Raw genomic sequence first — 18,958 nt, forward strand, 5'->3', positions numbered from 1 at the left:
TGGGGCGCCAATCATAACAGACGGTTGCGGCCGCGACAGCCGACCGTCCAGGGACGCAAGCCGCCATGCAAGTGAAACACCTGCTGCTGATCGCCATCCTCGCCTTCGTCACCGCTTGCTCCTCCAAGGGTGAGAAGGTGGATGAGAACCTGAGCGAAAGCCAGCTGTACCAGCAGGCACAGGATGACCTCAATAACAAGAGCTACACCAACGCCGTCGCCAAGCTGAAGGCGCTGGAGTCCCGCTATCCGTTCGGCCGCTATGCCGAGCAAGCCCAGTTGGAACTGATCTACGCCAACTACAAGAACATGGAGCCCGAAGCTGCCCGTGCCGCAGCCGAGCGCTTCATCCGCCTGCACCCGCAGCACCCGAACGTCGACTACGCCTACTACCTCAAGGGCCTGGCCTCGTTCGACCAGGACCGTGGCCTGCTGGCGCGCTTCCTGCCGCTGGACATGACCAAGCGTGACCCGGGCGCCGCCCGCGACTCCTTCAACGAGTTCGCCCAGCTGGTCAGCCGCTACCCCAACAGCCGCTACGCCCCGGACGCCAAGGCGCGCATGATCTACCTGCGCAACCTGCTGGCCGCCTACGAAGTGCACGTCGGCCACTACTATCTCAAGCGCCAGGCCTACGTCGCCGCCGCCAACCGTGGCCGCTACGTGGTCGAGAACTTCCAGGAAACCCCGGCCGTCGGCGATGGCCTGGCGATCATGGTCGAGGCCTACCAGCGCCTTGGCCTGAACGACCTGGCGGACTCCAGCCTGGAAACCCTGAAGGCCAACTACCCGGACAACCCCAGCCTCAAGGATGGTCAGTTCGTTCCGCGTGAGGACGAAGCCGACAACCGTTCCTGGCTGGCCAAGGCCACCCTGGGCCTGATCGAAACCAACGATGCCCCGCCGCACATGGAAACCCAGGCATCCAAGGACGTGATCAAGCAGTACGAAGACGCCGAACAGCAGATCCCCGCCGAGCTCAAGCCCGAGAATCAGAGCGACGTGGAAGAGGAACAGCACGAGTCCGAAGGCAACGCCGGCAGCAGCGACCGCTCCTGGTTCAGCTACATGACCTTCGGTATCTTCGACTGATACCGTCGGGTGCGACGAAAAAGGGAGGCTTCGGCCTCCCTTTTTTCATACTGGAAAACCATGGGGTTCTTTATGGGTGCGCGTGCAGGCTCACTGTGCGGCACCGCGCGGCTTGGATAAACTGCCGCAATTTACGCACAAGGGATTGCCATGACCCGTCTGCTGTTCTGGATCGCCCTCTTCGCCTTCGGCTGGTGGCTGTGGCGCAAAGCCACCCAGCCGGCGCGCCCCGTCGAGAAGCCCAAGGGCGACGACCAGGCCGCGCCAATGGTCCGCTGCGCGCAGTGCGGCGTGCATGTGCCACAGAGCCATGCCCTGCAGGACGAGAGCAAGTGGTACTGCAGCCGCGCGCACCTCGAACAGGACCGCTCCGACCGTGGTCGCTGAAGGGATATCCCTCACGGGCCAGGGCCTGCGGGTCCTGCGCCTGTACCACCTGTATCGCCTGACCATCGGCCTGGTACTGGTACTGCTGATCTCCAGCAGCCTGGATGACGAACTGCTCAAGCTGGCCCACCCCGAGCTTTTCCATGTCGGCTGCTGGGTCTACCTGATCCTCAACATCCTGATCGCCGTGCTGATGCCGACACCGCGCCAGTTGCTGCCGCTGTTCATCCTGGCAGCGCTGGACATACTCTTGCTCAGCGCGCTGTTCTATACCGCCGGCGGCATTCCCAGCGGCATCGGCAACCTGATGGTGGTCGCCGTGGCGATCGCCAACATCCTGCTGCGCGGACGCATCGGCCTACTGATCGCCGCCATCGCCGCCATCAACCTGATCTACCTGACTTTCTACCTGAGCCTCAGCCAGGCCACCGCCCTCAACCACTACGTGCAGGCCGGCGGCCTGGGCGCCCTGAGCTTCGCCTCGGCCCTGCTGATCCAGGCCCTGGCCCGGCGCCAGCAGGTCGTCGAGAACATCGCCGAGCAACGCGCCACCACAGTAGCCAACCTCGAAGAGCTCAACGCGCTGATCCTGCAGCGCATGCGTACCGGCATCCTGGTGCTGGGCGATCGTCACCGCGTGCTGCTGGCCAACCAGAGCGCCACTACGCTGCTGGGCGGCCACGACCTGCCCGGCCACTCGCTGGCCGAGTACAGCCCGCAGTTGGTCTCCAGCCTGCAGCAATGGCAGCAGAACCCCGCCCTGCGCCCGCCAAGCCTGCAGCCCACGGAGTCCGGGCTGACCGTACAGCCCAGCTTCATCCCCCTGCGCCGGGGTAATGAACAGCACATCCTGATGTTCCTCGAGGACATCTCGCAGATCGCCCAGCAGGCACAGCAGCTCAAGCTCGCGGCGCTTGGCCGGCTGACCGCCGGCATCGCCCATGAAATCCGCAACCCGCTGGGCGCGATCAGCCACGCGGCGCAGCTGCTGCTGGAGTCGGAAGAACTGGACAAGCCCGACCGGCGCCTGACGCAGATCATCCAGGACCAGTCGCGGCGCATGAACCTGGTCATCGAGAACGTTCTGCAGCTGTCACGCCGACGCCAGTCCGAACCGCAGTTGCTCGACCTGAAATACTGGCTGCACCGCTACGCCGGCGAGATGCGCGAAGGCCTGCGCGAGGGACAGCAGATTCACGTGGAGACCGGCCAGGGCACCGTGCAGACACGCATGGACCCGCACCAGTTGACGCAGGTACTGACCAACCTCGTGCAGAATGGGTTACGGTACAGCACCCAGAAGAACGGCACCGGCCAGGTCTGGCTGCGCCTGTACCGCGACAGCGAGACCGACCTGCCCGTGCTGGAAGTGCTCGACGACGGTCCCGGCATCAGCGCCGAACAGCGGGGGAAACTGTTCGAGCCGTTCTTCACCACCGAAAGCAAGGGCACAGGCCTTGGCCTGTATATCTCCCGCGAGCTGTGCGAAAGCAACCAGGCTCGACTGGACTACAAGACGCGTGACGAAGGCGGCAGCTGCTTCCGCATCACCTTCGCCCACCCGCGCAAACAAAGCTAAGAAGACGCAAAGAACATGAGCCGTCAAAAAGCCCTGATCGTCGACGACGAACCCGACATTCGCGAGCTGCTGGAAATCACCCTCGGTCGCATGAAGCTGGACACCCGCAGCGCCCGCAACGTCAAGGAAGCCCGCGAATTCCTGGCCCGCGAGCCGTTCGACTTCTGCCTCACCGACATGCGCCTGCCCGATGGCACTGGCCTGGACCTGGTGCAATACATCCAGCAGCGCCATCCGCAGATGCCGGTGGCGATGATCACCGCCTTCGGCAGCCTGGACACCGCGGTACAGGCGCTCAAGGCCGGCGCCTTCGACTTCCTGACCAAGCCGGTGGACCTCGCCCGTCTGCGCGAGCTGGTGAACTCCGCCCTGCGCCTGCGCTCGCCGGAAGCCGAGGAAGCGCCGGTGGACAGCCGTCTGCTTGGCGACTCGCCGCCCATGCGCACCCTGCGCAACCAGGTGGCCAAGCTGGCCCGCAGCCAGGCGCCGGTTTATATCAGCGGCGAATCCGGCAGCGGCAAGGAACTGGTAGCCCGGCTGATCCACGAGCAGGGCCCGCGGGAGGTGCAGACCTTCGTGCCGGTCAACTGCGGCGCCATCCCGTCGGAGCTGATGGAAAGCGAGTTCTTCGGCCACAAGAAAGGCAGCTTCACCGGCGCCGTGGAAGACAAGCTGGGCCTGTTCCAGGCAGCGAACGGCGGCACCCTGTTCCTCGACGAGGTGGCCGACCTGCCGCTGCCGATGCAGGTCAAGCTGCTGCGCGTCATCCAGGAAAAGGCCGTGCGTGCCGTGGGTGGTCAGCAGGAAGTCGCGGTGGACGTGCGCATCCTCTGCGCGACCCACAAGGACCTGGCCGCCGAAGTGGCTGCCGGGCGTTTCCGCCAGGACCTCTACTATCGCCTGAACGTCATCGAGCTGCGGGTTCCGCCCCTGCGCGAGCGTCGTGAAGACATCCCGCTGCTGACCGATCGCGTACTCAAGCGCCTGGCCGGCGACAGCGGGCTGACGGCCGCCTCGGTCAGCGCCGACGCGCTGGAGAAGCTCAAGAGCTACCGCTTCCCCGGTAACGTGCGGGAGCTGGAGAACATGCTCGAGCGTGCCTACACGCTGTGCGAGGACGACGTCATCCAGCCCCACGACCTGCGTCTGGCCGAGACCAGTTCCCCGGACGGCGGTGGCGAAGCCAGCCTCGCGCAGATCGACAACCTCGAGGACTACCTCGAGGACATCGAACGCAAGCTGATCATGCAGGCCCTGGAAGAAACCCGCTGGAACCGCACCGCGGCGGCGCAGCGCCTGGGCCTGACCTTCCGCTCCATGCGCTACCGCCTGAAGAAACTGGGGATCGACTGATCCCCGGCCGCACTTAGACGATGGGCGTCGCCACCAGGCGCCCTTCCGGCGCGTACGGCGCCGCCTCGATGATCGGCGAGCGTTTCTGCATCAGGTCCGCCAGCAACTGGCAGGACGCCGGCGCCAACACCAGGCCGTTACGGTAGTGGCCGGTGTTCAGCCAAAGGCCTTGATGACCAGGCACCTCACCAATGAAGGGAATGCCCTGCGGTGAGCCCGGACGCAATCCGGCCCAGTGACTCACTGGCTCCCTGCCCGCCAACGCGGGGATCAGTTCTTCCGCCGAGGCGCGCAGGCTGCTCATAGCCTCGCCCGTCGGAGTCTTGTCGAAACCGGCATGCTCCAGCGTGCTGCCCACCAGGATGTGCCCGTCACGGCGCGGAATCGCATAGCGACCTTTGGCCAGCACCATGCTGGAGAGGAAGTCCGGGGCGCAGCGATAGAGGATCATCTGCCCCTTCACCGGCTCGACTGGCAGCTCCAGGCCGAGCTTTGCCAACAACTCACCGCTCCAGGCACCGGCCGCCAGCACCACTGCATCGGCAGTGAAATCGCCCTGTTCAGTACGCACTCCGTTCACGCGCTCGCCTTCGCGCAGGAAGCCGGTCACCTCGACCTGCTCGCGCACGCTGACGTTCGGAAGGCGCAGCAGCGCCTCGCGCAGCGACTTGGCCAGGCGCGGGTTGCGCACGTTGGCTACCCCGGACATGTATACGGCACGCTCGAAGCCCTGACCCAGCACCGGGACGGCCTCATGCACCGCGCCGATGTCCACTTCCGCAAGCGGGCGGCCATGAGCCTTGGCCCAGGCCAGTGCCTCGGCCTGGTCATCGAGATCCAGCCAGTAGAGGCCCGTGACATGTACTTCCGGATCGAGCCCGGTATCGGCGAGCAGTCGATCACCCAGCCGCGGGTAGAAGTCCTGCGACCAGTGGGCCAGATTGGCGACCGCCGCGCTGTAGCGCCACGGATAAAGCGGCGAGACGATGCCACCGCCAGCCCAGGACGCTTCACGCCCGGTCTCGCCCTTCTCCAGCAGCACCACCTCGGCACCTGCCTGCCCCAGAGTCCAGGCAGTCAGCATCCCGACTACCCCACCGCCCACCACGATCATGTCCGGCATACCACGCCCCACATCACAGGAAAATCAACGGCCCATCGCCGGCCGCACACTATACCGGGCCTGGTTCGTTGGCGGAGCACGACGGAAGTCGATGCGGCATCGGACCGCTCCTACATCCTTCATCCAACTCGTCGACAGGCGCGCAGCGATTCGGGGCCGATACTTCCCGCACCTCTACTGCCCGGAAGCGAATCATGGCCAGGGAACGGGGCTTTACCCTTGTCGAACTGCTGTGCACCCTCGCGATACTCGCCATCGTACTGTCCGTCGCCGCCCCATCCTTGAGCGAACTCCTGCGCGACCAGCGAGCTAGCGTCGCCACCCAGGAACTCCGCAACACCCTGGACTTCGCCCGCGAATCGGCCGTGCACAGCGGACAACCGATCAGCATCAGCGCTGCCAACGGCGACTGGGCCAGCGGCTGGGAGGTCTTCGTCGACACCGGCAACCTTGGCACGCGCAATTCTCAACAACCGCCCCTTGCCGCTCATGGATCACTAAACGGCATCGGCATCCGCACCGACAGCACTTCACGCCGCTACATTCACTTCACCCCGCGCGGTAACGCAATCCAGCCCAACGGCGCCTTTCACTCCGGCACGCTGACCCTCTGCGGCGACGGACGAACGAGTTATCGGATCGTGTTCAACAAGGCCGGGCGCATTCGCACCGAGCCTGGGAGCACCGAAGACCTCTGCCCTCGCTGACCGACTTCGCACGCTTTCAGCGACAGGGATCACATAACGTCAGGGCTCATGACCGAACATCGCCCTATCGCGAACGGTCATCCATACAAAACAGACATTTCCTACGGGACCGGGCAGCATTACCGCTATCTAAAAAGCGAGGAATGCGCCTATGTCGCGCCCCAAGGCATCGGCGGGCTTTACGCTGATCGAGCTGATGGTCACGATCGTTCTGGTCGCCATCCTGGCAGGCGTCGCCCTGCCAAACTTCACTTTACTCATACGCAACAATCGCGTTCTAAGCCTTTCCGAAGAGTTCTACGGAATGCTTCAGTACGCCCGTACGGAGGCTGTGACTCGCGGTCAGCCAGTCACACTGACCGCTTCCGCGGCCGATCAGTGGAACGGCGCCCTGAACGTCACCACGACCACCACGACGTTGCGCAGTCAGGGCAGCGAAGGCTTCAACCAACCCAACGTTGCTATCAGCTCCTCCGCCGCTTCGCTGGCATTCAGACCAAACGGATCGCTCAACGGAACGGCTCTACGCTGCTTCTCGGTCTGCCCATCGGACGTCACCAATCCGACCTGTCGCGTGGTGCAGGTACAGACCAGCGGGCGAATCCTTCCTCCTACAACGGGGGTTTGCCCGTGAAATACACGAAGATGAAGTCGGCCAAGGGATTCAGCATGATCGAGGTGCTTGTCAGCCTCCTGTTGATCTGCGTGGGGGTACTGGGGATGGTCGCCATGCAAAGCCGCAACATCCAGTACACGCAGAGCTCCAGTCAGCGCAACACCGCTGCCATGCTCGCCAGTGACCTGATTGAGATGATCCGCAGCAACCGCGACGCAGTACTCAGCGCGGGCGGCCAGATCTCCACGACGTCCAATTACTACAAGGCAGCCAATAGCGCCTTCCCAACCAGTGCGGTAGCAGCGTGCCGAACCGCGAGCGGCTGCTCCTCCGCCGAGATGGCGACCGATCAGATGGTGCTCTGGTCAAGACAAGTGTCCAATGCATTGCCCATCGATGCGGCCCTGAGCACATCTTCCTATGTCGTCTGCGTAGATAGCACACCAGCGACGGATGCCTGCGACAACATCGGTTCAACCATCAAGATCCAACTGGCCTGGTACAGCCAGGAAAATGTGGCGTGCACCGTGCCCAACCAACCCTGTGGGGTCGACACGGCCAACCGTCGCGAGTTTTACCGCATCAGCTTCGAGCCCTGAGGATTCACCATGCATAGCTTCATGCCCATGCGCAAACAGGCCGGTATTTCCCTGATCGAACTGATGATTGCGCTGGTGATCAGCAGCTTCCTCATTCTGGGCGTTACTACGATGTTCCTGAATAACAAGCAGGCTTACACCTATCAGCAGAATCAGTCCGGCAACCAGGAGAATGGACGATTCGCATTACTGCTGCTGAATCAGGAGCTGACAAAAGCAGGTTTCCGGGCGCTTGCCCAGGACGACTTCCAGATTGCGTTTCCGGCAGCCTCGGCGGGGAACGGCTGCCCCGCCTTCGCCACTGGCCAGGTCATGCAGCGCAGCACCAGTGGCAATGGTGTTTGCTTCCGCTACCAGCGCTATTCGACCAATACCCGTGACTGTCTGGGCCAGGCCGTGGCAGCGAATGCGACTGTCACCACTCGTCTGGAATACGACGCAACCACCGGCACCCTGCAGTGCGCTGCCCAGGGTGCAACCGGCCAGCTGCTGTCGGGTCTTGCGAACCTTCAGTTCCAGTACGGCGTAGACCTGAGTTCCACCCGCCGCGCTCAGAACTTCGTAACAGCTCCTGATGCAGGCGCCAGTATCGTCGCCGTGCGCTACTCGCTTCTCTTCGCCAGCACCGCCAACAACATCGCGATCGGTCAGAATAATTACTTCTTCCCCCTGTCGAGTACGGCCTCCACCACGGCGGCCGATTCCCGCGTCTACCGGTCGATAGCCGGCACCACTACGCTGCGGAACATTTCCCAATGAACCACACACTCGCTGCAAGACAAAAAGGCGCAACGCTGCTGGTCTGCATGATCATGCTGCTGATTGTCACCCTGCTGACTATCGCCAATGTGCGTGAAGTCACCCTGGAGGAACGGATCACTTCGAACATGCGAGACCGCCAAGGTGCACTTAATGGCGCGGAGTCGGCGTTACGCGAGGGGGAAGCCCGCTTGGCCAGTAACTTTGGCGTACCTATTCCTGCTGGCAACTGTGGCAGCAATACCTTATGCGTGCTGACGAATGCCTATGCCTCGGACGCGGCGTTGAATCCCACGACCTGGAGCTGGTGGACCAACTCCAGCAACAGCCGCAGTTATACCGGCCCGGCAGGGGATTCGACTCAAAGCCTGCTCACCAGCACACCGCGCTGGAACACGGCATTCATAGGCTTCGACCCAGCTAACTCACGCGGAATGGTGGAAGTCACCGATCCGGACCTGCGCAGCAAAGGCGTAGGTCCCTACTACTACCAGGTCAACGCTGCATCACAAGGCACCAGCGACAGAGTGATGGTGACCCTGCAGACCGTGACGGTTCAGCGCTACTGAGCCCGGGAGATATCGATGAAATTGTATGGAAGCTGGAACACCGCAGTTCCCAGCGCTCTGTTGACTACCGCCATGTTGCTGGCCGCTCAGCCCGCCAGCGCAGTCAACATCAGCAATCAGCCACTGTTCCTCACCGAGGGCGTGTCGCCCAACGTCATGGTGACTCTCGATGACTCGGGCAGCATGGCGTATGCGTATACCCCGGACTCAATCAGTGGCCAGGCCTCCACCGGCAACAGCGCATCTGCCAAGCGGTATTTCTCCGCAACCTTCAACCCGATGTACTACAACCCCGCGGTTACCTACACGCTGCCCAAGAAGGTGACCTACAACGCCACCACGGGCCTGCTGGACATCAGCGACTACGCCACCAGCTACACCAGTGCCTACCTCAATGGTTACAAAACCACTCAAGGCACAATGAACCTGTCCAGCGCCTATCGCCCCACGCTGCAGTACACCTCAGGTGCCACTTCGCAGACAGTCGCCTCGCATCCGACTTCTCCCTATCAGACCGGGCGCGGGGCCTATTACGCGCTGTATGACACGACTCTGGCGAACTGCAACAAGACCATCGACGATGATGACTGCTACAAGGTCGTGAGCGTTGGTACCGCCGAGCAGCAGAATTTCGCGAACTGGTATTCCTTCTATCGCACCCGCTTCCTGGCAACCGCCTCTGCCGCCAACCTGGCGTTCTATAGCCTGCCGGAGAACCTGCGGGTCACTTGGCAGATGCTCAACACCTGTACCAGCATTGGTAACACCAGCGGCTCCTGCAAAGGGGTTTCGGGCACTACCTACGACAACACCCTCAACGACTTCACCGGCAAAAGCCGCGCGGCCTTCTTCGCCTGGCTGGCCGACACCCCCACCAGTGGTGGCACGCCCCTCCGTTCAGCACTGGATCGCGCAGGCAAATACATCGCCAATACCTCGCTTGGCGTAAAAGGCGCTTACACGCAGTACCCTGGGAGCAGCATAGGGACCGAGTACACCTGCCGCCCAAGCTATCACTTGCTGATGACTGACGGCCTCTGGAACAACGACAGTTTCAGCGTCGGAAACCTCGACAGCACTACCACCGCGCTTCCCGACGGCAATACCTATTCGTCGGCGACTCCGTTCAAGGACAGCTCATCCAGCACTCTGGCCGATCTCGCGTTCAAGTACTGGGCCACCGATGCACGCACTGGCCTTGCAAATAATCTCAAAGCCTACATGCCGTATCAGGGGACCAATGCCTATTGGGATCCCCGCAACGATCCTGCGACCTGGCAGCACATGGTCAACTTCACATTGGGATTGGGTCTTACACGGCAGATAGTCGACCCAGCATGGGGAGGAGACACTTACTCGGGCGACTACTCGAAACTGGTAGCAGGCACCAGCAGTTGGCCGACCATCAACGAGAACTCGAACAACGAGCCCTATCATGTCTACGATTTGTGGCACGCGGCGATCAACTCCCGCGGAGAGTTCTTCAGCGTGGACTCGCCCAACGAGATCGTCGATGCCTTCCGTTCCATCCTGAGCCGGATCTCTGACCGTAACACCTCAGCCTCCGCGGTATCGCTGGAGTCGGCGGTCACTACGGCCGGCAACGAAGCCTACTATGCGCGCTTTTCCAGTACCGACTGGAGCGGCGAGTTGATCCGCTACGATCTGGACAGCAGCGGCAACGCGACGCTTCGCTGGAACGCCCGTGACCTCCTGCAAACTCGGAACCTTACCGCCTCGCCTCGCACGATCAAGGTCAATAAGGCAGGCACCTTGGTCGACTTCCAGCTGGCCAACCTTTCCACGGCCAACCAGGCCGCGCTGAACAAGAATATCAAGGGAACCACGGACAACCTGGGCAGCGCTCGCGTCGCTTATCTGCGAGGCGCCACTGACTCGCAATTCCGCACTCGCAACTACCTGCTCGGCGACATCATCTATTCCAGCCCTGCAGTCGTCGCCGCACCTGACCGCCTCCCTTCTCTGATGGACCAGGCGCAGTTCGGCCTGCCCACCGGCAGCTCGACTAGCGCTGCGCCGGCAGGACAGTCCTATGCTGCCTACAAGACAGCTCAGGCCAACCGTGCCAAGCGCGTTTATGTGGGTGCCAACGATGGCATGCTGCACGCATTCGACGACAATGGTCAGGAAGTCTTCGCCTATGTCCCCACCGCGGTCATCCCCAACCTCAACAAGCTGACCGACAAGAGCTACAGCGGTACCGCCCACCAGTTCTACGTGGATGGAACCCCAGTTGTCGGCGATGTGTTCTACAACAACGCCTGGCACACCATCCTGGTCGGCACGCTGCGGGCTGGTGGTCGAAGCCTTTTCGCTCTGGACATCACCGACCCGGCCAATATCCAGCTGCTGTGGGAATACAGCTCTACCGACGACGCCGATATGGGTTATACATTCGGCCGCCCGATCATTACCCGCCTTCACAGTGGGCAATGGGGCGTGATCATGAGCAATGGGTACGCCAGCACTGGCGGTACTGCTGGAGTTGGCCGGGCGGCGATGTTCCTCTTCAACGCCCAGACGGGAGCCGTCATCAAGAAGATGACCGTGGGCACCAGCGTGACCACCGACAACGGGCTGTCATCGCCCCGTGCAGTTGACATCAACGGCGACCTGATCACCGACTACGTCTATGCGGGAGATCTGCGCGGCAACATGTGGCGCTTCGACCTGTTTGACACCAGCATCACAGCGGACGCCACGGTAGCCGTGTCAACGAACTCGTTCCGTGCCGCATTTGGTGGCTCGCCGCTGTTTACCGCCAACAATGGCTCGCCGCAACCGATTACCACCGCCCCGACACTGATTCGCCATCCAACTGGAACTGGCTACATTGTCTCCTTCGGCACCGGCAAGTACATCGAAGACAGTGACGCGGCTGCGAATACCAGCCAGGCCATGACGATGTATGGCATTTGGGACCTGCAAACCAGCGGTGGCAACGTGACGTCCACTCCGAACGTCACCCGCAGCAACCTGGTTGCCCAGACTTTCAACGCCGCGGTCAACAACGCTTCGTTTACCGACACCAGTTCTTCTGGCACTACGACCACGAGTACGAAGGATATCCGCCAGGTCAGCCGGAATGCCGTCCAATGGTATGTGAACGGGGATCCTACCCAGGGAGTGAGCAAATACGGCTGGTATCTGGACCTTGCGAACGGCAGTACGAAACAGGGTGAAATGGTCGTGACTGACCCCACCAGTCGGGCAAGCGTCCTTCTTGCCACCACTATCGTCCCCAGCAACGACCCTTGCCAGGCCGGCATTGATCGCTGGTTCCTGGCGCTGGATGCATACACCGGCGGCGCGACCACCTTTGACGTGCTCGATCTGAGCGGTAACAACTACGTCAGTGCGAATGACCGCTACAACAATGGTGTCGTCTCGGGCGTCCGGATCCCTGGATTCGGTTCTCCGGCGGTGATTGGCAACGACGCGTACTTCAACACTGAACTCGGCATTTCCCGGGTTCGCCTGGATTACGGACAACAGGCCAAAGGGCGGCAGAACTGGCGCCGGGTAGGTGAAGAATGACCAGAACAGTGATTACCCTTGCCCTGGCCGCGCTGCTCAGCAGCGCGGCTGGCGGCGCCGGGGCAGATGTCATCGAGAGCAATGGGCCGGTCACACTGATCGACCTCAAGGAATCCCGGATTCGGGTGAACGAGGTCGATTACCTTCTCCCCAATCGAGTTCAGGTCGGCTCGATGCCCGCGATCTATCAGATTCGTGAAGGCTCGGTCATCAGCTTCCTGGCCCAGTCGGGAGCACCCTATCCAACGATCACCAGTATTGGCATGCTCTATCAACCGCCTATCCAAAACACGACGAACTCGGCGACGCCCAATGAACAACAGTAAAGGCTTTACTCTCATCGAGTTGATGATCACCGTCGTGATCATTGCGATTCTGGCGGGCATTGCCTACCCGAGCTACCAAAGCTACACGATTCGCGCGAACCGAACGGAAGGCATCACTCTGCTCAATGACGCTGCCGCCCGCCAAGAGCGGTATTTCTCCCAGAATAATCAATACGCGACCACCACGGCACAACTTGGCATGGGCTCGGCGACATCGAGAAACAATCTGTACCAGCTGGCGATCAACCGCCCCAATACCAGTCAGTACACCCTGACCGCACAGCCCGTTGGGTCTCAGACGCAGGACACCACGTGTGGCAGTCTGACGTTGGATCAGGCTGGTGTCCGTGGAGCAGCAGGAGGAACGGTGGCTGCTACTGTGGCAACTTGCTGGAAGTGACAACAAAAAGCCCGATCATCTGATCGGGCTTTTTTTCTATAGCAGCGCTGACTTAAAGGGCCTTCACCCGCAACTCCTTGGGCATCGAGAAGGTAATGTTCTCCTCCCGCCCATCCAACTCCACCTCGGCTTCCGCCCCCCAATCGCGCAATTGCTGAATCACGCCGCGCACCAGCACTTCCGGAGCCGAAGCGCCGGCAGTGATGCCGATGCGCTGCACGCCATCGAACCATTCCTTCTGCATGTCCTCGGCGCCGTCGATCAGGTAGCCCGGGGTGCCCATGCGCTCCGCCAGTTCGCGCAGGCGGTTGGAGTTGGAGCTGTTCGGGCTACCGACTACCAGCACCAGATCACACTGGTCGGCCAGTTCCTTCACCGCGTCCTGGCGGTTCTGGGTGGCGTAGCAGATGTCGTTCTTGCGGGGGCCCTGGATGTGCGGGAATTTCGCGCGCAGGGCGTCGATCACCTTGGAGGTGTCATCCATCGACAAGGTGGTCTGGGTGACGAAGTGCAGGGCCTCGGGATTACGCACTTCCAGCGCGGCAACATCCGCCTCGTCTTCCACCAGGTAGATGGCGCCGCCGTTGGAGTCATCGTACTGACCCATGGTGCCTTCGACTTCCGGGTGGCCTTCGTGGCCGATCAGGATGCACTCGTGGCCGTCGCGGCTGTAGCGCACGACTTCCATATGCACCTTGGTCACCAGCGGGCAGGTGGCGTCGAAGACTTTCAGGCCGCGATTCTCGGCCTCCTTGCGCACAGCTTGGGAAACGCCGTGAGCACTGAAGATGACGATGGTGTCGTCCGGTACCTGGTCGAGCTCTTCGACGAACACGGCGCCACGGTTGCGCAGGTTCTCCACCACGAACTTGTTGTGCACCACTTCATGGCGCACGTAGATCGGCGGGCCGAAGACGTCGAGGGCGCGGTTGACGATCTCGATCGCCCGGTCGACGCCGGCGCAGAAGCCGCGGGGATTGGCGAGTTTGATTTGCATGGTGGCCTCGGGTGCTACGCAAGCCGGCCCACGAGGGGCCGGTAGGAATACTTCGCCTGGTGCGAAGCGGCCTCGCTGCGTGCGGGCCGCCCGCTCATTCAGGCTGGCTGTACATCGATGATATCGACTTCGAAGGCCAGTGTTTTGCCGGCCAGCGGATGATTGAAGTCGATGGTGACGTGCTGCTCGTCGAATTCCTTGACGATGCCCGGCAGCTCGGTCTTCGCCGCATCGTTGAAGATCACCAGCAGGCCCTCGGCCAGCTCCATGTCCTGGAACTGGTCGCGCGGCATCACCTGCACATTGGCCGGGTTCGGCTGGCCGAAGCCCGCTTCCGGTTCGATGGTCAGCGTGCGCTTGTCGCCGGCCTTGAGGCCGAACAGCGCCTGCTCGAAGCCCGGCAGCAGGTTGCCGTCACCGACCTTGAAGGTGGCCGGCTGCTTGTCGAAGGTGCTGTCGACGACGTTGCCGTCTTCGAGTTTCAGGGCGAAATGCAGGGTGACCTGGGAATCGCCACCAATACGGACATCAACCATTGGCGGTCTCTCCGGAATTCTTCGATTTGAACATGTCCAGCGCCAGCATGATGGCGCCGACGGTGATGGCGCTGTCGGCCAGGTTGAAGGCCGGGAAGCGCCAGCGGTCCTGCCAGTGCACGAGGATGAAGTCCACCACGTGGCCCAGGACCATGCGGTCGTACAGGTTGCCGAGCGCGCCGCCCAGGACCAGGGCCAGGGCGATGGCCAGCCAGGTTTCGCCGCGCTTGAGGCGCTTGAGCCAGACCACCAGCACGATGCTGACCACGATAGCGATCAGGGCGAACAGCCAACGCTGCCAGCCGGAGCTGTCGGCCAGGAAGCTGAACGCGGCGCCGGTGTTGTAAGCCAGAGTCCAGCTGAACAGGTCCGGGATGACCACGATCTGCTGGTACATGGTCAGTTCGGCCTGGAAGAAGGCCTTGGTGACCTGGTCCAGGACGAACACCAGCACGGTGATCCACAGCCAGGGCAGGCGGCCGAAACGATCGGCGTTAGGCATAGTGACGCACCTCGCCCGCGCCTTCGATGTTCTCGACACAGCGGCCGCACAGTTCCGGGTGCGCGGCATTGCTGCCGACGTCCGCGCGGAAGTGCCAGCAACGGCCGCACTTGGCGTGGGAGGACTTCACGACCTGCAGCTTCAGGCCCGGCAGTTCGCTGGCTACCGCATCGGCCGGGGCGGCGGACAGCGGCGCGACGGTGGCGGCGGAGGTGATCAGCACGAAGCGCAGCTCGTTGCCCAGCTTCTCCAGGCGCTTGGCCAGGGAGTCTTCGGCGTAGAGGGTGATCTCGGCCTGCAGGTTGCCGCCGATGGTCTTGGCGCTGCGCAGGTTTTCCAGCTCCTTGTTCACCGCGGCCTTGGCAGCCATGACTTCGTCCCAGTAGGCGCGATCCAGCTCGGCGTCGGCCGGCAGTTCCGAAAGGCCGTCGTACCAGGTGGTCAGCATCACCGACTCGGCACGCTCGCCGGGCATGAAGCTCCAGATTTCCTCAGCGGTGAAGGCCATGATCGGTGCGATCCAGCGCACCAGGGCCTCGGCGATGTGGAACAGCGCGGTCTGGCAGGAACGGCGGGCAACGCTGTTCGCCTGGGTGGTGTACTGGCGGTCCTTGATGATGTCCAGGTAGAAGCCGCCCAGCTCCTGCACGCAGAAGTTGTGCACCTTGGAGTAGACGTTCCAGAAGCGGTAATCGCGGTAGGCCTCTTCCAGCTCGCGCTGCAGCTGCAGAGCGCGGTCGATAGCCCAGCGGTCCAGCGCCAGCAGTTGGTCGTTGGGCAGCAGGTCCTTGACCGGGTCGAAGCCGGACAGGTTGGACAGCAGGAAGCGTGTGGTATTGCGGATACGACGGTAGGCGTCGGCGCTGCGCTGCAGGATGGTCTGCGAAACAGCGATCTCGCCGGAATAATCGGTGGACGCGACCCACAGGCGCAGGATGTCGGCGCCCATGCTGTCGATCACGGTCTGCGGCACCACGGTGTTACCCAGGGACTTGGACATCTTACGGCCGGACTCATCCACGGTGAAACCGTGGGTCAGCAACTGGCGGTACGGCGCGTGGCCGTCGATGGCGCAGCCTGTCAGCAGCGAGGAATGGAACCAGCCGCGGTGCTGGTCAGAGCCTTCCAGGTAGAGGTCGGCGGCCGGGCCGCTGGCGTGGCCCAGCTCGGCGTGGGAGCCGCGCAGCACGTGCCAGTGGGTAGTGCCGGAGTCGAACCAGACGTCCAGGGTGTCGTTGATCTTGTCGTACTGCGCGGCTTCATCGCCCAGCAGTTCAGCGGCGTCGAGCTTGAACCAGGCTTCGATGCCTTCTTTCTCGACGCGCAGTGCAACTTCTTCCATCAGCTCGACGGTGCGCGGGTGCAGCTCGCCGGTGGCCTTGTGCAGGAAGAACGGAATCGGTACGCCCCAGTTGCGCTGACGCGAGATGCACCAGTCCGGACGGCCGGCGATCATGCCGTGCAGGCGCGCCTGGCCCCAGTTGGGCACGAATTCGGTTTCGGTGATGGCTTCCAGCGCGCGCTCGCGCAGGGTGGCGCCGGTCTGCGGCTGCTTGTCCATGCCAACGAACCACTGCGCAGTGGCGCGGTAGATCAGCGGGGTCTTGTGGCGCCAGCAGTGCATGTAGCTGTGGTTGATGGCCGCGTGCTTGAGCAGAGCGCCGACTTCGTCGAGCTTGGCGACGATATTCGGGTTGGCCTTCCAGATGAACTGGCCGCCGAAGAACGGCAGATCGGCCACGTACACGCCGTTGCTCTGCACCGGGCTGAGAATGTCGTCGTTGACCATGCCGTACTGCTTGCAGGTACGGAAGTCGTCCTCGCCGTAGGCCGGGGCGGAGTGAACCACGCCGGTGCCGGCGCCCAGTTCGACGTACTCGGCCAGGTAGACCGGCGAGAAGCGCTCGTAGAACGGATGACGGAAGCGGATCAGGTCCAGCGCTTCGCCTTGTGCGGTAGCGATGACCTTGCCTTCCAGGCCGTAGCGTTGCAGGCAGGACTCGACCAGTTCCTCGGCCAGCACCAGCAGGCGCTCGCCGGTATCGACCAGCGCGTAGGTGAATTCGGGGTGGACGTTCAGCGCCTGGTTGGCCGGGATGGTCCAGGGAGTGGTGGTCCAGATGACGATGGCAGCCGGCTTGGGCAGGTTGGCCAGACCGAAGGCGGCGGCCAGTTTGCCTTCGTCTTCCACCGCGAAGGCGACGTCGATGGCGTCGGACTTCTTGTCGGCGTATTCAACCTCGGCTTCAGCCAGGGCCGAGCCGCAGTCGAAGCACCAGTTCACCGGCTTCAGGCCCTTGAACACGAAGCCCTGCTTGACCATCTCGGCGAGCGCGCGGATTTCGCCGGCCTCGTTGGAGAAGTTCATGGTCTTGTAGGGGTTGTCCCAATCACCCAGCACACCCAGGCGAATGAAGTCGGCCTTCTGCCCTTCGATCTGCTCGGCGGCGTATTCGCGGCACAGTTCGCGGGTCTTGTCCGCCGGCAGGTTCTTGCCGTGGGTGGTCTCGACCTTGTGCTCGATCGGCAGGCCGTGGCAGTCCCAGCCCGGCACGTAGGGGGCGTCGTAGCCGGCCAGGGTCTTGGAGCGGACGATGATGTCCTTGAGGATCTTGTTGACCGCGTGACCGATATGGATGCTGCCGTTGGCGTAGGGCGGGCCATCGTGCAGGATGAATTTCGGGCGACCTTCGCCAATCTTCCGCAGCTTCTGGTACAGGCCAATGTCGTTCCAGAGCTTCAGGGTTTGCGGCTCGCGCTGCGGCAGGCCGGCTTTCATCGGGAAGTCGGTTTCGGGAAGGTTCAGAGTGGCTTTGTAATCGGTCATCTCAGGGCCTGTTCAGGATCTTCAATCAAGCGGTTGGCCCAGCCAGTAGGCCCGGGCGGCGGCGATGTCGGCGAGGATGGCCGCCTTGAGTGCCTCGAGCGAGGCAAAACGCTGCTCATCGCGCAGCTTCTGGTGGAACGTGATATCCAGGTGCTGGCCGTACAGATCGCCGGCGAAATCCAGCAGATGTACTTCCAGGTGGGGCCGGCCGTCGCCATTCACAGACGGTCGGGTGCCGATGTTGGCCACTCCACTCTGGCGCTGCCCAGCCACCATGGTGCTGACCAGATAAACGCCATTGAGCGGTGCCTTGCGGCGCTTGAGCTGGATGTTCGCGGTGGGTGAACCCAGCGTGCGCCCCAGCTTCTGCCCGTGCAGCACGCGGCCGCTCAAGCGATACGGGCGACCCAGCAGGCGCTCGACCATGTGCAGGTCGCCGTCGGCCAAGTCCTTGCGGATACGCGAGCTGCTCACGCGCATGCCGTCGACTTCCACGGTGGTCGCGGCTTCGACGGTGAAGCCCTGCTGCGCACTGGCATTGACCAGGAAAGCGAAGTCGCCGGAACGATCGCAGCCGAAGCGGAAATCGTCGCCCACTTCCAGATGGCGGACCCGCAGGCCTTCCACCAGCACCTGGCGGACGAACTCGGCGGCCGACAGCTCGCGCAGACGGCGGTTGAAGGTCAGGCAGAGGACGAAGTCAACGCCGTACTGGCGCAGCAGTTCGAGCTTCTCGCGCAGACGGGTCAGGCGCACCGGTGCGGCATCAGGCGCGAAATACTCGCGCGGCTGCGGCTCGAAGATCACCACGCAGCTGGGCACGCCCAGCTCCAGCGAACGCTCGCGCAGACGCCCCAGGATCGCCTGGTGGCCAAGATGGACGCCGTCGAAGTTACCGATGGTGGCGACACAGCCCCCGGACAGGGGCCGCAGGTTGTGAAGGCCTCGAAGCAGCTGCATAGCGCGCGTATTGCTCAGAAAGTGGTCGATTATACCCGCACCCGCCGCGGCGCGACAGGCAAAATGCCG

Annotated in this window: 18 protein-coding genes; 12 read left to right on the forward strand and 6 right to left on the reverse strand. The window is 62.7% G+C overall.

The window, feature by feature from the left end; all coding sequences use genetic code 11:
• Nucleotides 1-65: 65 nt before the first annotated feature.
• From G4G71_RS27755 to G4G71_RS27770, 4 genes are all read left to right on the forward strand, one after another.
• Nucleotides 66-1,091, forward strand: coding sequence for an outer membrane protein assembly factor BamD (locus G4G71_RS27755; protein ID WP_169941869.1), 1,026 nt, complete (start codon nucleotides 66-68; stop codon nucleotides 1,089-1,091).
• Nucleotides 1,092-1,235: 144 nt separating this feature from the next.
• Nucleotides 1,236-1,478 (forward strand): PP0621 family protein, encoded by a 243-nt coding sequence (locus tag G4G71_RS27760; protein WP_169942839.1) that lies wholly within the window; start codon nucleotides 1,236-1,238, stop codon nucleotides 1,476-1,478.
• Nucleotides 1,468-3,057 carry a sensor histidine kinase gene (locus G4G71_RS27765; protein ID WP_169941871.1) on the forward strand — a complete coding sequence of 530 codons (1,590 nt, stop codon included), beginning with the start codon at nucleotides 1,468-1,470 and terminating at the stop codon, nucleotides 3,055-3,057. The genes G4G71_RS27760 and G4G71_RS27765 overlap by 11 nt, the downstream gene beginning before the upstream one ends.
• 15 nt (nucleotides 3,058-3,072) lie before the next feature.
• The gene (locus G4G71_RS27770; protein WP_169941873.1) at nucleotides 3,073-4,410 is read left to right on the forward strand and encodes a sigma-54-dependent transcriptional regulator; all 1,338 of its coding nucleotides are present in this window, start codon (nucleotides 3,073-3,075) and stop codon (nucleotides 4,408-4,410) included.
• Between the two features lie 13 nt (nucleotides 4,411-4,423).
• Here the strand turns inward: G4G71_RS27770 and thiO are convergent, their stop codons facing one another.
• A complete protein-coding gene (gene thiO, locus G4G71_RS27775) occupies nucleotides 4,424-5,533 on the reverse strand; it encodes a glycine oxidase ThiO (protein ID WP_169941875.1) in 1,110 nt (369 codons plus the stop codon).
• 194 nt (nucleotides 5,534-5,727) lie between these two features.
• Here thiO and G4G71_RS27780 point away from each other — a divergent pair, with 194 nt between their 5' ends.
• From G4G71_RS27780 to G4G71_RS27815, 8 genes are all read left to right on the forward strand, one after another.
• Complete coding sequence (locus G4G71_RS27780) at nucleotides 5,728-6,240, forward strand: GspH/FimT family pseudopilin (protein ID WP_169941877.1); 513 nt, start codon at nucleotides 5,728-5,730, stop codon at nucleotides 6,238-6,240.
• Nucleotides 6,241-6,391: 151 nt separating this feature from the next.
• Nucleotides 6,392-6,874 carry a GspH/FimT family pseudopilin gene (locus tag G4G71_RS27785; protein ID WP_169941880.1) on the forward strand — a complete coding sequence of 161 codons (483 nt, stop codon included), beginning with the start codon at nucleotides 6,392-6,394 and terminating at the stop codon, nucleotides 6,872-6,874.
• Complete coding sequence (gene pilV / locus G4G71_RS27790; protein WP_240964849.1) at nucleotides 6,871-7,455, forward strand: type IV pilus modification protein PilV; 585 nt, start codon at nucleotides 6,871-6,873, stop codon at nucleotides 7,453-7,455. The genes G4G71_RS27785 and pilV overlap by 4 nt, the downstream gene beginning before the upstream one ends.
• Before the next feature lie 9 nt (nucleotides 7,456-7,464).
• A complete protein-coding gene (locus G4G71_RS27795; RefSeq protein ID WP_169941882.1) occupies nucleotides 7,465-8,214 on the forward strand; it encodes a PilW family protein in 750 nt (249 codons plus the stop codon).
• Nucleotides 8,211-8,783 (forward strand): pilus assembly PilX family protein, encoded by a 573-nt coding sequence (locus tag G4G71_RS27800; RefSeq protein ID WP_169941884.1) that lies wholly within the window; start codon nucleotides 8,211-8,213, stop codon nucleotides 8,781-8,783. Before G4G71_RS27795 ends, G4G71_RS27800 begins: the two co-directional genes overlap by 4 nt.
• Before the next feature lie 15 nt (nucleotides 8,784-8,798).
• Nucleotides 8,799-12,341 carry a pilus assembly protein gene (locus tag G4G71_RS27805; protein WP_169941886.1) on the forward strand — a complete coding sequence of 1,181 codons (3,543 nt, stop codon included), beginning with the start codon at nucleotides 8,799-8,801 and terminating at the stop codon, nucleotides 12,339-12,341.
• A complete protein-coding gene (locus G4G71_RS27810; protein ID WP_169941888.1) occupies nucleotides 12,338-12,667 on the forward strand; it encodes a PilY2 family type 4a fimbrial biogenesis protein in 330 nt (109 codons plus the stop codon). The genes G4G71_RS27805 and G4G71_RS27810 overlap by 4 nt, the downstream gene beginning before the upstream one ends.
• Nucleotides 12,654-13,067, forward strand: coding sequence for a type IV pilin protein (locus G4G71_RS27815; RefSeq protein ID WP_169941889.1), 414 nt, complete (start codon nucleotides 12,654-12,656; stop codon nucleotides 13,065-13,067). The genes G4G71_RS27810 and G4G71_RS27815 overlap by 14 nt, the downstream gene beginning before the upstream one ends.
• A gap of 52 nt (nucleotides 13,068-13,119) precedes the next feature.
• Here the strand turns inward: G4G71_RS27815 and ispH are convergent, their stop codons facing one another.
• From ispH to ribF, 5 genes are all read right to left on the reverse strand, one after another.
• On the reverse strand, nucleotides 13,120-14,064 hold the full coding sequence (gene ispH / locus G4G71_RS27820; protein ID WP_169941891.1) for a 4-hydroxy-3-methylbut-2-enyl diphosphate reductase: 945 nt from the start codon (nucleotides 14,062-14,064) through the stop codon (nucleotides 13,120-13,122).
• 98 nt (nucleotides 14,065-14,162) lie between these two features.
• Nucleotides 14,163-14,600 (reverse strand): FKBP-type peptidyl-prolyl cis-trans isomerase, encoded by a 438-nt coding sequence (fkpB, locus tag G4G71_RS27825; RefSeq protein WP_054909933.1) that lies wholly within the window; start codon nucleotides 14,598-14,600, stop codon nucleotides 14,163-14,165.
• Nucleotides 14,593-15,102: a signal peptidase II gene (gene lspA, locus G4G71_RS27830; protein WP_169941894.1), complete on the reverse strand. Its 510-nt coding sequence runs from the start codon at nucleotides 15,100-15,102 to the stop codon at nucleotides 14,593-14,595. The genes fkpB and lspA overlap by 8 nt, the downstream gene beginning before the upstream one ends.
• The gene (gene ileS, locus G4G71_RS27835) at nucleotides 15,095-17,929 is read right to left on the reverse strand and encodes an isoleucine--tRNA ligase (RefSeq protein ID WP_169941896.1); all 2,835 of its coding nucleotides are present in this window, start codon (nucleotides 17,927-17,929) and stop codon (nucleotides 15,095-15,097) included. The genes lspA and ileS overlap by 8 nt, the downstream gene beginning before the upstream one ends.
• Nucleotides 17,930-17,950: 21 nt before the next feature.
• Nucleotides 17,951-18,889 carry a bifunctional riboflavin kinase/FAD synthetase gene (ribF, locus tag G4G71_RS27840; RefSeq protein WP_169941898.1) on the reverse strand — a complete coding sequence of 313 codons (939 nt, stop codon included), beginning with the start codon at nucleotides 18,887-18,889 and terminating at the stop codon, nucleotides 17,951-17,953.
• Between the last annotated feature and the right edge of the window lie 69 nt (nucleotides 18,890-18,958).

Source organism: Pseudomonas multiresinivorans (genome assembly GCF_012971725.1).
GTDB classification, from domain to species: domain Bacteria; phylum Pseudomonadota; class Gammaproteobacteria; order Pseudomonadales; family Pseudomonadaceae; genus Pseudomonas; species Pseudomonas multiresinivorans.

What these genes read in the sequence shown, in the direction of transcription:
- G4G71_RS27810 (WP_169941888.1), top strand. Translation starts at nt 12,338, where the DNA reads ATGACCAGAACAGTGATTACCCTTGCCCTGGCCGCGCTGCTCAGCAGC.
- fkpB (WP_054909933.1), bottom strand. Translation starts at nt 14,600, where the DNA reads ATGGTTGATGTCCGTATTGGTGGCGATTCCCAGGTCACCCTGCATTTC.
- lspA (WP_169941894.1), bottom strand. Translation starts at nt 15,102, where the DNA reads ATGCCTAACGCCGATCGTTTCGGCCGCCTGCCCTGGCTGTGGATCACC.
- G4G71_RS27755 (WP_169941869.1), top strand. Translation starts at nt 66, where the DNA reads ATGCAAGTGAAACACCTGCTGCTGATCGCCATCCTCGCCTTCGTCACC.
- G4G71_RS27815 (WP_169941889.1), top strand. Translation starts at nt 12,654, where the DNA reads ATGAACAACAGTAAAGGCTTTACTCTCATCGAGTTGATGATCACCGTC.
- G4G71_RS27800 (WP_169941884.1), top strand. Translation starts at nt 8,211, where the DNA reads ATGAACCACACACTCGCTGCAAGACAAAAAGGCGCAACGCTGCTGGTC.
- thiO (WP_169941875.1), bottom strand. Translation starts at nt 5,533, where the DNA reads ATGCCGGACATGATCGTGGTGGGCGGTGGGGTAGTCGGGATGCTGACT.
- G4G71_RS27805 (WP_169941886.1), top strand. Translation starts at nt 8,799, where the DNA reads ATGAAATTGTATGGAAGCTGGAACACCGCAGTTCCCAGCGCTCTGTTG.
- G4G71_RS27795 (WP_169941882.1), top strand. Translation starts at nt 7,465, where the DNA reads ATGCATAGCTTCATGCCCATGCGCAAACAGGCCGGTATTTCCCTGATC.
- ispH (WP_169941891.1), bottom strand. Translation starts at nt 14,064, where the DNA reads ATGCAAATCAAACTCGCCAATCCCCGCGGCTTCTGCGCCGGCGTCGAC.
- G4G71_RS27785 (WP_169941880.1), top strand. Translation starts at nt 6,392, where the DNA reads ATGTCGCGCCCCAAGGCATCGGCGGGCTTTACGCTGATCGAGCTGATG.
- G4G71_RS27770 (WP_169941873.1), top strand. Translation starts at nt 3,073, where the DNA reads ATGAGCCGTCAAAAAGCCCTGATCGTCGACGACGAACCCGACATTCGC.
- ileS (WP_169941896.1), bottom strand. Translation starts at nt 17,929, where the DNA reads ATGACCGATTACAAAGCCACTCTGAACCTTCCCGAAACCGACTTCCCG.
- G4G71_RS27780 (WP_169941877.1), top strand. Translation starts at nt 5,728, where the DNA reads ATGGCCAGGGAACGGGGCTTTACCCTTGTCGAACTGCTGTGCACCCTC.
- ribF (WP_169941898.1), bottom strand. Translation starts at nt 18,889, where the DNA reads ATGCAGCTGCTTCGAGGCCTTCACAACCTGCGGCCCCTGTCCGGGGGC.